Raw genomic sequence first — 15,109 nt, 5'->3', positions numbered from 1 at the left:
GTTTTAGCTTGGAGCAGAAGCTGAATGAACAAAGAAATTTCTAATTTAGGCTGGAGCCAACAACAGCGATTTCATTTCATGGAGCGTCAACTCCTCTGGGGTAGACGACTGACCTTATCCATGGTTCAAGAAGCATTCGATATAAGCCGAAATCAAGCTAGCCGTGACATCAAAATGTATCGCCTGCTAGCTCCAGATAATGTGCCAGCATATAATCCTGCTGATCAGTGCTATCGCCCTAGCAGATCCTTTTCACCCTTGTTTGCTGTCACCGAACCACATGAACTTTTATCTATTATTAGCAATCAAGAACAATACACAGTTGAGCTTGATGCTGTCGCAGTTCTTGCTCGCCCTATCTTAGAGGGCGTTCTACCTGCGGTGTTAACTGCTCTCGAATACAAATCATCATTTGAGGCTATCTATGCGTCCGCATCTAATCCTATAGGTACAAAAAGGACTCTCGTACCCTCTGCAATTGTTTATGTAGACAATAGGCTACATTTGCGTGCTTGGTGTAGTGAACGGAATGAGTACAGAGACTTTGTTCTTTCTCGGATTCTTACCGTACCTAAGATTCTTCGAGATCAGCCCAAACTACCAATAGATAAAAAATGGGAGACTTGGATTGATATCGATTTAATACCAAATCCAAAGCTTTCAATTGATGGAAAAAGATTGATTGCGAGGGAGTATCAGCTGGATAAGTTAGGCCCTGTGAAAGTAAGAGCAGCCCTAGTACATTATTTCTTACAAGGGAATTTTCTTCCGAATTCTAAAGAGCAGTTAGAACAGGCAGAAAAAAGCCCCTGGAGTTATCCGCTATTAGTAAGAAACTGGCCTGACATTGAAGCTCTAACGTTCAATGAAAAAACAAAATAGAGTATTCCCTATACACTAACAATGAAGCCAAACAACTCTATCTACTGCAGCTAAAGCTCCCTATTAAACCCCTCATTGAATGGATCATTTCTTTCAATATAAGACAGCTCCCTCTTAGGTGCGAAAGGATTACCCAATATGTTCTCTTCACCAAAAATTTGGCTGAGTACGGACAAAGATTTTTCGCTGAGCTCCTGCGTAAATAACAAGGTCAAGCTATGCTTAGCACGAGAGCAGCTTACATAAAACAAGTTTCTATTTCGTTCGAATGTATCCTGTTTTCCTGCTGGATATCCATCTTCCATCCACTCTAGCATTTGATTCCAGTTGTAATGGTTCCAGCCACGCCCAAAAACAACTAACACATTATCAAACTGTGCTCCCTTGACACCATGCTTTGTCGAGAACGGTGTTTTTGAATCAATGTACTCGGCTAGATTACGAACCTCTGAATAATCAACACTTCTAAAAGCACGAAGTTTTTCAATAAACTTTGTATCATCATCTGAACATTCATCTACATTCTTTTGCTCAAGCAGTGCAAAACGTACCAATATCTGCTCTAACTTAGAGGGCAATCGGGGTATTTTTGTCTCCATCAGCAGGTCTAACACATCACCAATTGAAGAATTCTGTTGTGTCTCAAGAAGCTTACCTAAATTGACCAACCAATTCTTTTTGTCTTCCTGGCACTTCAAATGTGGATGATTTTTATTGCATAGTTGGAGCAACTCTCCATATTTTCGATCATTAAAAGCTGAAACTACTGGTTCTATCACCTCAAGAAAGAACTGGATGAATTTGTCATTTTTTTTCAAATAGTCATCTGTGAATCGAAAGCATGATGCAAGAGTATTAAAGCTCTGCTCACTAGCTATTAGATTGTTTGTGAGGAACAAAACCTTAGTTCTTTCAGGAGACAGCGATAAGCCCTCTTGAACTAACAGCTCTTTGGCTTTTTCTATATGGGCTTTTACATCTTCCTCAGGTAGGTCGCCCTTCCAATGCCCCCCTGTTCTCCTGTCACCATCCCATTCATTAGAATGAAAAACCTTTATATCTCCGATAGAACCAGGATCAGCTTCCGCCTGTGGCAATTCAGGCCTCATACGATTTAAGCAACCGACGATATTCTTATCAGATCGAAAATTAGCTTTCTTACCTATTTCAATTATTTTATTTTCTTGGCTTGCTATCAGGCCACAAGCAGATGAACCATAGATTTTCTGCCAGTGATCACCAAAGAGTCCGACTACAACACCAGAGTCATTATCAATGAGATTAGAAACGATGCTTTCAGCGAGTTGAACATCCGTATCCTGATATTCGTCGATTAGTATTATTGGAAATTCATTCCTAACGAGCTTCTGGAACTTAGAATTTGTCAGCATACGAGCCATTAGAGCAACCACATCATCATGATGTAGGGTAATCTCATGCTCTGTAATATTAGGAAAACCTAGGTCATATTTGACTGGTTGATCAGTAATACCGCCAAACTCTTCAACCCTTTTTGCCCATTTCTCACTGATTTCAGGTATGTATTCTCTTAGCTTAGTCTGAAATACATGCAAAATACTCCAACAGAAAGCATGAATCGTATCAGCCGCAATTACTGGATGATGATCAGTTCGGTTTTCGATCTCTTCTTTTGCAACATTTGTATATGTTATGCATGCTATGCGTTGCCTATTTCGCAGCAATTCTTCCGCGCTGCTTGATATCAAATACCTTATCGTTTCTATAAGTGAGTATGTTTTTCCCGCCCCTGCACCCGCTTCTAGTCGGAAACAGAGGTTTTCATCTATACATTCTCTTAGCTGTTGAAGTGCTTCTATTGATGCTTGTTCCGCTGGGCTTGGCTGAGTCATTGTTGCACCTCCTCAACCACTGCTTCCGTTGATAACCACTCTAGTCCCTCTACTATGTATTTAGGAACAATCCATTCTGTTTTATCTACGGAATATTCGATTGCGAAGTTTGCCTTACTGCCAGTACCAATACTTTTGGCCTTTTCAAAAACTTCTTTTTCTAAGGCTACGCCGCTTAGATCTCCTATGTCGAAAAGACCGGGATTGGCCATAATAAATGCATCTTCAAAGCTACGGCCACATAAAGAATCATCTCTGTCTGATACTTGAAACGCTATTCTTCGGCATCCATCTATTTTAAAGCCTTCATCTTTGCCAAGAATTTCACCGAGCTCTGCATATCCCTCAATGCCATACCAGCCGGATAGCCCTACATTACTGGTTTTTAAGCCTTCGGAAACTATTGAAGAGGAGTTGTGAGCTCCGTTTACAGAATCCAAGTCTGTTATAAATAGCGTTTTAAGCTCAAGAAAATCAATAAATTTGTAAAAGTGATGAGCATAAGCACCACCAACCTCTACGACAGACATATACTTACTTCTCAAACCACAATTCTTTTCCTGATCGACCTTCCGAATCATCTCTGGCAAGAGAATTCTTTCAGTGGCACCTTCGATAAGTATTGCCCGATCAGCAAAATATAGATCGCACTTTGTAAGAGTAAGATACTTATGTAAAAACTCTTTATCCGCCTTTACCTCTTCTCCCTTGAACTCCTCACCCAAGTCTTTGACTTTGGTCTGTTTATTATCTTTCGATAAAAAATATCTAACTTTACTGAAATCTGCCTCATTAGCGATGTTAGAAGAATGCGTGCTCACAACAAACTGAACTGGCCACGACTTCCCATCATTTAGCTGATTTTGAAATTCACTAACAATTTCCTCAAGTTGCCTAATAAACACTTCTTGCATTTGGGGGTGTAAGTGAGCTTCAGGCTCTTCAATAAATATTAAGTGACCTTTAGGTGGCACTGATTGAGACTGGAATTCTCGAAAAAATTCATAGATTCGAAATAAGATAAATATTAGATTCCTAATTCCTAAACCATTGTAGGTTTCAGGTAGGATGAAATGATCCTCCCCCTGGTAAAAGACCCTTGTATGACTTTCCAAAAGGGATTTAACGTTAAGTTCAGTGGCCGCCGTTAACTCATTGTCACCTAAGCCTGGATAACCAAAAATTGCCAGTTTGGGCAAGAGTTCTTTGACCTTATCCTGAAAATCTGTATCTACCCTATCCTGAAGGGCCTCAACAACTTGATTGACTTCTTCTGATTTAGCCTTAAATGCGTCTGGAGCACCTACACTATTTGAACTATTGAATAGCTTCCCCAATGATTTACCTAGAACATCCCTTTCACTATGCGATTCATCATCTAGGCCTCTTTGCGCATTAATCAGACCAGAAATAACTAGTCTCTTTAGGGCTGAAAGCTCAACTCTTACCTTGTTTTCCAGATTAGTTGGTTCGATCGCATATACAGCCACTTCGAAGTATTTACTAATGTGGTCCCTTAAATCAGAGAAGTACTTCCGACGGTTTCCAGCATCCAGAGAATGGAAAAAATCTTTGACCATTCCATCTCGTAGTTGATAGGAGATTAATACTTTTGTTTCGTATAACTCATCATCTAGATCAACAATAAAATCACTCAACACACCATATTCATCTGCGTTATCTTGATAGTTTAGTAATAACTCTAACTCAATGGTCGGAATCAAGGGGCGAACGGCTACTTCATCGCCCTCTGCCTCAAACGCATTCAACGCATTTTCAAATTCATGAAGACACGCTTGATTAAAGTCCTCATAACGTACCTTTGGAGCATTAGACGATATGAAGCTTCGGAACACTTCAGCAAGTGATGTTTTACCGGTATTGTTTCGTCCAACAATTAGGGTCGTGCGGCTGTCTAGGGTCAGACTGACATCTTTTAGGAGTCTAAAGTTTTTTACTCGAGCATGAACAATTTTCATTAATCATCCTTGTTAATCTAACTTTCCATAAGGGCTGAGATTCAACCCTGTTTGAGTTCAAATTAAATAACCATCAACTTACAGTAACAATCGAAGCGCTTTCTGGATCATACTTAAAATTCGAAATAGATTGATCCGTGATCTTTGCTACAGCTTCATCAATTACAGTAACAGGCACCAAAAACCATTCTTGGGGAGCTACCGGATTACCAAACCGATCTTTGATTTCGATATCCAACTTAGCCTCTTCAAAAAAACGATGGATGAGTTTTTCTAACTTGGTTCTGTTTATATTGAATAGCTGATAAGTTGCCACCACTTCGACATCCGCCATCAGGAAAGTAGGGTCTAACTTGGCGTTAGCTATCCGCTTTTCTACTGTTCCACCAGTGACACCTATCTTGTGGATTACATCTCTATTAGACGCAATCATAGGATGTTCTGACAGGCTTCTAAGCACATAAACAGTGCCACTTTCCAAATCATCATCACTCGCAATATCATCAAATAGAGGGCCTGCTGAAAGCTCAATAATACGTCTACCAGACTCATCTTTATCCAGTACTCGCTGTAAAGAACGAAGCAATAAATCACTTTCAGTACCGTTGTCGTAGATCACTCTCAATCGGTAATCATTTTTATCAAATCCATGTATACGTTGCTCGCTGACTTCAGCGACATAAGCTTTTTGACCATATAAGATGAACCAATCCCCCCGGTTAATCTGAGGATTCTTTATCAGTAATTTGGCTTCTCTTGTCCCTGCTTTCAGTTCGCTTTGAACCTGATCAAATAGAGGCTTAAATTCCTCAAAGTCTTCACATGGATCTCTACTAGCGATCTCTTCTGCAGCCTTTTTCTCAGCACGCGTTTTCACATGCTTAAGGAAAGTAACATCCCCTTCCTTCGGCGCCTCGATACCTAACTCAGCCAATAAAGCCTCATCGCTATCGATATCATCAGCTAACTCAATAGCCCCCATTTCACCGGATAAAAGCCCTTGGTGATCCATTTCAATTACAAGGGAACGGCAGTCTTCTTGGGATTTGATCTGATCTAAACGTGTTGCATAGATACGTTCAAATATATCTCTATCTTCTCCATGCAACGGCGCTCGACCATTTTCATCAACAAACCTCTGAATTTCCTCAAAGCCAGCAATAATTCGTTCTTCTCGTGGAGTTAATTTCGCTTTCTTCTCTTTCTTAACCTCAACACCCAATGCTGCCAGAAGCTCTTGATTCGACTGTTCAGACATTGGCTTCCTCCATCACCTTACGTTGAAGGAAAGCAATACCTTCAGCCATGCGGCGCTCCCAGGGATCAGCGGCTGTCAGTTCTGGTAATCTATTTCGCTCATGCTTGAATTGAATAGCTCGCTTGGCCAATTCGCGGGCATCTTCTTCAGTTAAAGTCGCTTTTTTAGCATTAATTACTGCTGCTACCTGCTTAAGGCTATCTTCCCCCATTGATTTAGCAAGAATCGCATAAGCTTCGCTAAATGGGTTAATCCGATCTATCAGATCTATATCAAGCTCTTGCACATCCATAGCAAACTTCTTCACCCCATCGATAAAAGCAGTATTTGGGGAAGAACTACCTTCATCATCACGATTGGCAAAATCTTTTGCCTGTTGGGTGATATTCATCGCAGCAATTGCATGCTGCCGAATCGCTTCCAGATCCTCTTCATCCAGATCTGGATACTTATCTTTAACAATTTTGCCCATTCTGATTTGTGTGAGCTCTTCTGGAACCATCTCGTCATCAAACAGTCCACGCTCTAAAGAGCTTTTATCCTGAACAAATGCGGTCACGACCTCGTTTAGGTCTTCCTGACAAATCCGTTTAGCCTGATCACTTTGAGGCTCTGTTAAGCCTTTAACTTCTACGTGAAATTCACCTGTTGTCTCATTAACACCAACATTATTTCCATTCGGGTCATAACCACTCTCCCCATAGTCAAAGCCTTCTTGAGGACCACTGGTTGGAGTTTTAGGTGTGAAATTGAATTTTGGAGTTAGAACTTGCTCCATTAACAAGCTGGCAGCTATAGCTTTTAAAGTATCGTTAACTGCATCAGTAACCGCCTCTTCAGAAGCGTCAGGTTCTGCTATCAAGTTAGTAAATCTGGCTCGTGTTTTGCCTTCAGCATCCCTGGTAGCGCGCCCAATAATTTGAATTATTTCAGTTAGACTAGAACGATATCCAACTGTCAAAGCATGCTCACACCAAACCCAATCAAATCCTTCTTTTGCCATACCTAAGGCTATGATGACATCTACATAATCTCGGTTACTTTTTGCCTCCGGACTTTTCAAGGCTGCAGATACTTTGTCTCGTTTAGCATCGTCATCCACCAAATCAGCAACTCTGATTAATGCCCCTTGTGACGTCCGAATTAGTTGAAAACCAGTCGTATCATCTGTGCCTTCCCATTCACCTAGGGCCTGAAAAATGCGCTCTACTTCACTGTATTTATCCTTTTGGCTTTCCCGCGAAGCAGGATGAGGGATATGCACGATTGTTTTCTCAGTGGGATCAAGGACTTCGCAGATCTCATTGGTATAGTCACCGCTTGAATAAAAGTAATAACCTATATCCAACGCTTTAAGATATTCATAGCCGTTCAACTGCTCATAGTACGTATATGTGACAGTTTCGAAGTTTGATTCATCCTCGGGTGACAATACTGCTTCCGCATCCCCCCTGAAATAAGAACCCGTCATAGCGACGATATGAACTTTATCCCTTGCTATAAACTCCCCTAAATGAGCCCCCAGTTTATTATCTGGATTAGCACTTACATGATGGAATTCATCAATAGCTACCAGACAATCATCAAATTCTGAGATACCAAAGCGGTCAACTGCAAAGCGGAATGTAGCATGAGTACAAACCAGTACCTGGTCATCACTATCTAAAAAAGCCTTAACAGAATTAACCTTTCCCCCGTCCTCTCCAGGCGCATTGCAAAGATTCCATTTGGGTACGACTTCCCAATTCCAATGGAATCCAAAATCTTTCAAAGGTTCATCGTTAAAGCTAGAACCTATAGACTTCTCAGGAACCGCTATGATTGCCTTTCGAACATTCTGGTTATGCAGCTTATCCAAGGCAATAAACATCAAAGCTCGGCTCTTACCTGAAGCAGGAGGCGACTTAATTAATAAGTACTGCTCGCCACGTTTCTCATAGGCCCGCTCCTGCATAACACGCATGCCAAGCTCATTAGATTTCTTGGAGCTACCATTGCTTGCATAATTGACCGAAACCGATGGTATTGATTTATGATCCGTCATAGTTAGGCATCCTTTGTCTTGTTATCTGTTTTGGTCATTTTGGTATACAGCTCAAAAAGCTTTTCTAAGCGCTCTGTATCGTTCTTAAAGCGCCGACCGATATATATTCGCTCAAGAACCTCATCATTTCGCTCATGAGCTCTTCGCAAATTTTCCGGCATTTTTTCTGGGTCGTACAAGTCAGCAATTGTTTCTGGGAAATGGACTTCACGAGCAAGAAGTATATCTTGTGCGCACCGCGTGAGATCTTCTTTATTCTTTTCAGTCAGTTTGATGACAGGAAATGTATTCCACCCTAGCGTATTCGAATATCTGTAATCAGTTTTTAACTTCCCACAAACAGTCGCAACCCATATCAGATGAAGTTTTGAAGCAATAAGCGACATACACCATAGTGGTGCATCAAAAATTGCAAATGCGAGATTCGTTACTGCTGACTTTTGATCAATTATTCCTACAGGCAAATACTCTCGATTTTCAGATGACACACCAGGAAGTATGAGTGTATGACTCTGAGCTTCATTCATTTCTCTAAATTGATGAGGCCTTAAGGCCATTTCTCTAGTTCCTGAATCTTTGCTAGCCAACCTCATTGTTTTGACAGCGTCAACACGCTTTCTAATCGTATCAACTTCAAGCGCCTCATCTACTGCATCATCATCAATCCAAATGCAGTATCGAGTCTTACCTCTAATAAATTCTGCCGAGCCATAAATACGACGAATGAAGGATTTTTTTTGTTCTACAGATAAATTCATTTCTTTTAAATCGACATCGCTTAAAAGTAGGTTACCACCATCAACAGGCATGTTGCCGAAAGACATATTCATCAATCCCGATATACTTTTTCGCTGAGCATCAACAATTACATTCGTTCCTGACGTAAGGTATGGAGTAATATTTTTAGCAGATCTAGAGACTGTCTCTCCCTGATCATTCAATTCATACAAGAAACGTTTTTTTTCTTCAGAACGTGTTAGTCCAACAATTGCTACCATTACACCAGCATTGTGGCTTGCCAGATTGGCCCATTTAAAAGAAGTGTGAGCAAAACTAATTGATACCCCAAGCTCAAAGATTTTAGGCCAAAGAAGAGGAACGATACGCCCTTGGCAAACGGAATTTGTACTAACAAATGCAATATCTGCTTTCGATTTTTTTGAGTATTTGGCAGCCTTCATGAACCAACCGCCTACATAATCAATTTGTTTCGATGAAATATTCATTTCATCGAAAACTAATGCAAGATCGCTTTTCTGTTCCTTCGATTGTGTCTGGCTCCCTTTGTAAGGGGGATTTCCACAAATATATGTTTCCCCCCCTTCATTTTCAAAATCAATTTCAGCCTGATCTAAAGGAGTATCAAATAGATCATTTGCATGTAACTTCACTCCGCTCCCTGTCGGCGGACATACACTTTGCCAATCCAAACGTAAGGCATTTCCACAAATGATCCAGTTCATTGCATCAAGCGGTAAGAATTCAGCTAGAGCTTCTTGTTGGCCACGATAGTGCACATCACATTGATACTCAGCAATGATGAGTGCCAAGCGCGCAATTTCAGCGGGGAATTCTCGTAACTCAATTCCTCGGAAGTTTGTAAGAGGTATATCTGTTTTACGATCCTTTTCACCTCGACGCTTGTTAATTTCAGCCTCGATATCGCGCATCTCTTTGTATGCAATAACCAAAAAATTTCCTGATCCACATGCTGGATCAAAAACACGAATCTTCGACATCCTTTTGCGAAGATTCAAAAGCATCCTGGCATTGTTTCCGGCCTCTTCGAGACTGACACGCAGATCATCTAAAAACAAAGGATTCAGTACTTTTAGGATATTCGGTACTGATGTGTAGTGCAGACCTAAAGCGCCTCGTTCCTCTTCGTCGGTAACTGCCTGGATCATTGATCCAAAGATGTCAGGATTTATCTTGGTCCAATCTAAGTTTCCAATGTGGATGAGATATGAACGGGCAATTTTGCTAAAACGAGGAACATCAGTATTTCCAGCAAAAAGGCCACCGTTTACATAAGGGAATAGGTCAGCCCAGCGCGGAAACTTAGAGTTTACGCGATCCGCAATCGAAGTATCCATCGCCTGGAAAACGATACTCATTACTTCGTGGGTATTTGATGAGTCTCGCTCACTCATCTGCTCAATTGTCTTGGTAAATAACCCTGTACCATCAAAGATATCAGTATCTTCTGCAAAGAAACAAAAGATCAGCCTTGCCATGAAATGGTTCATATCATGGCGTCGTTCAGCTGTTCCCCATTCAGGATTATCTTTTAACAGCTCTACATACAATCGATTCAATCGACCCGTGGCTTTGATATCGAAAGAGCTTTCACGAATCTGCTTTACTGTAGTAATTCCAGCTAAGGATAAGAAGTAACCAAAATGGTCTGGGAATTCTTTATAACTACAGATAACAGGAGCTTCGTCCGATGTAAGATCTTCAGCTTCAAATGATTCGCCGTCTGTTGCTACAACAAATTTCACTTTGCCTTTGACTGTCGCAGGGCTGCATTTGAGCTTCTCAAGGGTTTCCGATACTTCTCCGTGTTCACAAACAGCGATATGAACATTGTTTCGCTGTAATACCCCGCGATCAATGTCAGATGAGTTCGTAGATCCACTTTTTAGGCGCTTAATTGTGGTAGCTTTGTTGCCAAACGCTTCTAAAAAAGCATAAGGAAAGTTATCAGCATCAAATGGCTGTTCAGCTAACTGCGAAATCGCCTCTTCAATCTCAACTGCGTTCAAGACTTCTTATCCTTTTCTATCTGCTTCTGATCCTCTATCCATTGCTCAATATCAGTTTGCTTGAAACGCCAACTCCCACCCACCTTAAAGCCAGGTAATTGACCAGCTGCTGCAAGTTTATAGGCTGTTTTTTCAGCTAACTTCAAATAGTCAGCAACCTCTTTCAAGGTAAGAATTTGATCCGTCACACGGCACCCGATCATAGGCATAAAAACAGGAGAATATGGGAAAATCGAGGAATCAACAAGCACTTTAGGTCATCAACCAGATTCAAGTAAGCTTGTTGATTCTAAGTAAATTTCTGAGATGAAAATTTAGCCACAACAGAGCTTATACTTCTTACCAGATCCACAGGTACAAGGCTCATTTCTTCCAGGGCGGGCTTTGGAAACTGCAATATTTTTTGCCTTATTTATTAGGGGGTAGATATCCTTTGGCAACCTGCCCCCCCCTGATAGACCTGCCAGATCATCCATGAGCTCAAAGGTTTCAGTTAACCTTCGCAAGCTGCCATCTTTTTTGAACGAAAACATAAGTGCTAATGTTTGATCCTCATTCACTGGCTGGAACTTACCCCGCAACTTCTTCAATACCGGCTTGCAGATGCCCTCAGCAACCTTATAGTCAGATTTAGAATAATCCCCGCCTCCCATAGTCATAACAACTTTGTAGAGAATATCTTGCAGTTTTAATAGATCATTCCCAGCTAATTTTATCAGGCATTCATAGATCTTAAGTTGAACCAAAATTTTACACTCTGGTTTATCAACATACGGCGCAGTGACATAGATTGCATAAGCGTCTGAAGCTTCTTCGAAATTACCTAATTCGAAAAATAACTCTCCTTTAGCAACTGCAGCTTCAGCAAAACCTTGGTCGATAGCTTTATCAAAATAACTGATAGCTTCGTCATGTTGATGGTTTTCTACCAGTAAAGTAGCTACTTTGTACTGCGCATTTGGAAAGCCCAATGAGACTGCTTTTTCCAGATATGACATAGCCAGGCCAGCGTCTTTTTGAACATGTCTTCCTTCGGAATAAAACTCAGCAAGTGCATAAAGCGCATCCGGGCTTTCATCTTCTGCGGCTTCTACAAGCAACTCAATAGCATCGTGAACAGTATCTTCATCATCATAGCCATGCCTCTTCACATTCATAAGCTCCAAGGCATAAACAGCTTTTGCTTCTGGCAGTGTCAGTGAAGCTTCCCGGAGAAACATGAAGATTCTCCCTGCATCATCAGATGGATCTATTCCTAGCAAATCGACCCCATGCAAAAGAATAAGCCCCATATCTAATTTAGCTTCAGGGCACCCGCCATAAGCCGCTTCCTTCATAAGCCCCAAATAAACATCGCTTTTACTATTACTCAAATATATGACCGAAGAATTAGCCTCCAAGATCTTCTTTGTTTCATGCTCTATGAGCGCTTTGGCAACTCTAAACTTAGCTTGGCAATCATCAGTGAAAAGGGCAGCATAAGTTAATTCTCTTAATTCAGACGCATCATCAATGATGAACTCAAACTCATTTTCTGTGACACCCAACACTGACAACCGTATCAGAGCTATCAATTCACAAAACGAGTTAAGCGCATCTTTCGCCGACTCGACAAAATCATCATGACTCATATGGGTGAAGGTCTCAGGATGTGCGGCCTGATCTCCTCTTTTCTTGATGTCATAAATCATATCGGTGATAGCAGGATTGACTAGACGGCTCTTACGGAGAATAGATATATTTTCCCCCAATTTTTGCGCTAACTCCTCTATACCGATGTGTTCACCGAGTTGTCTGATGAGCAGATGTAGAAGGCCTCTAAGCTCTGTAAGAGAAGCTTTAGGCGCAATCGAATAAACCCCTTTGGCGTATAAGTATTGTTCTTTACCTTCGGGGATATACGCAGCAACCAATTGTGCATCAGTTAGCATCATTAAAAGAATCCTTTCTTCAGCGAATATGTTTTGGATGATTCTGTTTTGTATTCAGATACTTGAAAGAGGTTAGCTTTTTACTCTTAGCAAATTCTCTCGCATCAATCTTTGTGGCGAATCCTTGAATGGAATTTTGGGTTAGCACACCATCGGCTTGGATCGAGCTAGCAATCATAGGCGGTGAAAAGTGAAACTCTTTACCGTTTACTATGCATCTGTCTGTATATTCGAGGCCACAGACTTTTACAAACTCATTCGTGATCCCCTTGTAAAATAGGGGCTCTGAATGCAAAGAAATGATATACCACATAATAACTCCATTTATTTATCCAGCGCATCTATAAAACAAAGCAACGCAGTATAACCTACTGTTTTATTGATGATTTCTTTGTTTTTCTCGTAGATCGCCTTTTTCTCTTAAAGCTTCTAGGCTCAACCGGAGGCAAATGACGTAGCGATTCCGGTATCTCACTTCCTTTTATATGATCGACAATAGCTCTAACCCTGCCCTCTAGCTCTGCCATAAAAGGCTGATAGGCATGAGTCTTTTCAGCCATAGCTTGTAACTGATGTTCCCATTGCGCTGTCATGTCTGGGTATGTTGATTCAGACGGTAACGCTTTAATAAGACCTCTTGCCGCAGGGGTACTAACGATCGATTTCCCTGATCGGGCAAGCAACTTTCTTTTAAATAGGGTTTCAATAATCCCAGCTCTAGTTGCTTCCGTTCCCAGCCCATCAGTATCTTTAAGGATTTTCCTCAGGCTTCCATCTGCCACAAACTTGGAAATTCCGGTCATTGCTTGTAATAGTGTCGCTTCAGTAAAGTGTTTCGGCGGCTCTGTTTTTCTATCTTTAATCTGGCCTTCACGACAAACGAGCTCAGTCCCTTTAGCTACTGCTGGAACATTACTAAGCTCTTTATCCTGACCATCTTTACCTATGACCACTTTCCAGCCAGGCTCAACTAACACACGACCTTTCGCAACAAAGCGCCCACCCGCGATATCAAACTCTAGCTTCGAATCTGCATATATTGCCGCAGAGTAGAATTGCAAAATGTATTGGCGAGCTATTTGTTGGTAGATTTTTAATTCGTTGGACGATAATCCGACTACAGGTTGCTTTTTAGGCGTTGGAATGATCGCATGGTGAGCATCAACCTTTTTATCATTCCATGCTTTTGATTTAAGGCTTCTATCAGCCCCCATAACAACTGAGCTCAAAGTTTGATCATTAGCAGATATTGCACTTAACACAGCTTCTGCCTGGTTAAAATGATCTGCTGGCAAGTAACGACTATCTGAACGAGGATAGGTAATCAGCTTATGCTTTTCATACAGTGACTGGCATGTATCTAAGACCTGTTGAGCGCTCATTCCGAAGCGTTTTGCAGCATCAATCTGTAATGAGGATAACGAATAAGGTAGAGGAGCAGCTTGCTTACTTTGCTTTTGCTCTGACGATATAACTAAAGCTGGTTGACCGGTTATACGAGAAGCGACATTTTCAACAAGCTTTCGACTAAGAACTCTTCCTTCTTCATCCTGCCATGGCTGACAGGCCTCACTAGGTTGCCATCGAGCATGAATATCTACTGGAACACTACATTCATAAGGAATAATTGCATCGAGTGTGAAAAAGTCTTTCGATACAAAATTTTCTATTTCTTCATCACGACGAACAACCAAGCCGACCAGGGGGGATTGAACGCGACCAACCGACAGAACTCCCTTATAACCAGCTTTTTGTCCAAGAAGCGTATAGCCCCTAGACATATTCATTCCATATAACCAGTCAGCTCTGGAACGAGCTAAAGCAGAGACAGACAATGGTATGAATTCTCTATTGCTTCGCATTTTACCTAATGCCGATTTTACTGCTGGCAAGTTCAAATCACTAATAAGGAGTCTCTGTATTTTATCCTTTTTAGTTTTGCTGACTTTACAGTAGTCAATCACTTCATCGACCAACAATTGCCCTTCACGATCGGGATCTCCCGCATGAACAATGCTGTCAAATTCCTTTAATAGCTTTCGTATAACCGTCAGTTGTTTTGATGCAGATTTACGAGGCTTTAGTTTCCACTGTTGGGGAACGATTGGAAGGTCTTCTAAACTCCATCGTTTGTACTTTTCATCATAGGCATCGGGCTCTACCTGCTCTAGCAAATGACCAATGCACCAGGTAACGACATCCCCATTACTACATTTAATAAACCCCTCTCCCTTCTTCTGGGGACTGGGTAATGCTGCTGCAATAGCTCGTGCAAGACTTGGTTTCTCTGCAATAAAAAGACGTGACATTCTAGGAACCTAACCGATAGCTTGATGATTGCTGCATTCATGATCGCCATGCAGACTTGGTAATTTC

The 15,109-nt window shown here is 41.3% G+C and carries 9 protein-coding genes; 1 reads left to right on the top strand and 8 read right to left on the bottom strand.

Annotation, left to right across the window (positions count from 1 at the left end; translation table 11 throughout):
* The first annotated feature begins 24 nt into the window (after window positions 1-24).
* The gene (locus GY843_RS15555) at window positions 25-882 is read left to right on the top strand and encodes a WYL domain-containing protein (protein ID WP_297310922.1); all 858 of its coding nucleotides are present in this window, start codon (window positions 25-27) and stop codon (window positions 880-882) included.
* Between the two features lie 50 nt (window positions 883-932).
* On the opposite strand, the gene GY843_RS15550 is transcribed toward GY843_RS15555, so the two are convergent.
* The 8 genes from GY843_RS15550 to GY843_RS15515 form a co-directional block, all read right to left on the bottom strand.
* Window positions 933-2,753, bottom strand: a complete 1,821-nt coding sequence (locus tag GY843_RS15550; protein ID WP_297310920.1) for a UvrD-helicase domain-containing protein — start codon at window positions 2,751-2,753, stop codon at window positions 933-935.
* Window positions 2,750-4,732, bottom strand: coding sequence for an AAA family ATPase (locus tag GY843_RS15545; protein WP_297310919.1), 1,983 nt, complete (start codon window positions 4,730-4,732; stop codon window positions 2,750-2,752). The genes GY843_RS15550 and GY843_RS15545 overlap by 4 nt, the downstream gene beginning before the upstream one ends.
* Window positions 4,733-4,805: 73 nt before the next feature.
* The gene (locus tag GY843_RS15540) at window positions 4,806-5,990 is read right to left on the bottom strand and encodes a GIY-YIG nuclease family protein (RefSeq protein ID WP_297310918.1); all 1,185 of its coding nucleotides are present in this window, start codon (window positions 5,988-5,990) and stop codon (window positions 4,806-4,808) included.
* Complete coding sequence (locus GY843_RS15535; protein WP_297310917.1) at window positions 5,983-8,034, bottom strand: DEAD/DEAH box helicase; 2,052 nt, start codon at window positions 8,032-8,034, stop codon at window positions 5,983-5,985. The genes GY843_RS15540 and GY843_RS15535 overlap by 8 nt, the downstream gene beginning before the upstream one ends.
* A gap of 2 nt (window positions 8,035-8,036) precedes the next feature.
* Window positions 8,037-10,802: a DNA methyltransferase gene (locus GY843_RS15530; protein WP_297310916.1), complete on the bottom strand. Its 2,766-nt coding sequence runs from the start codon at window positions 10,800-10,802 to the stop codon at window positions 8,037-8,039.
* Window positions 10,799-10,990, bottom strand: a complete 192-nt coding sequence (locus GY843_RS15525) for a helix-turn-helix domain-containing protein (protein ID WP_297310915.1) — start codon at window positions 10,988-10,990, stop codon at window positions 10,799-10,801. Before GY843_RS15525 ends, GY843_RS15530 begins: the two co-directional genes overlap by 4 nt.
* Before the next feature lie 126 nt (window positions 10,991-11,116).
* Window positions 11,117-12,736: an SEC-C metal-binding domain-containing protein gene (locus GY843_RS15520; RefSeq protein WP_297310914.1), complete on the bottom strand. Its 1,620-nt coding sequence runs from the start codon at window positions 12,734-12,736 to the stop codon at window positions 11,117-11,119.
* 365 nt (window positions 12,737-13,101) lie between these two features.
* Window positions 13,102-15,042, bottom strand: a complete 1,941-nt coding sequence (locus GY843_RS15515; RefSeq protein WP_297310913.1) for a DNA topoisomerase III — start codon at window positions 15,040-15,042, stop codon at window positions 13,102-13,104.
* Window positions 15,043-15,109: the final 67 nt, after the last annotated feature.

Origin of the sequence: Neptuniibacter sp. (genome assembly GCF_024231755.1) — a bacterium.
Lineage (GTDB): Bacteria > Pseudomonadota > Gammaproteobacteria > Pseudomonadales > Balneatricaceae > Neptuniibacter.
The sequence above is the reverse complement of the archived record's forward strand: the minus strand, read 5'-3'. Positions and strand labels throughout refer to the sequence as shown.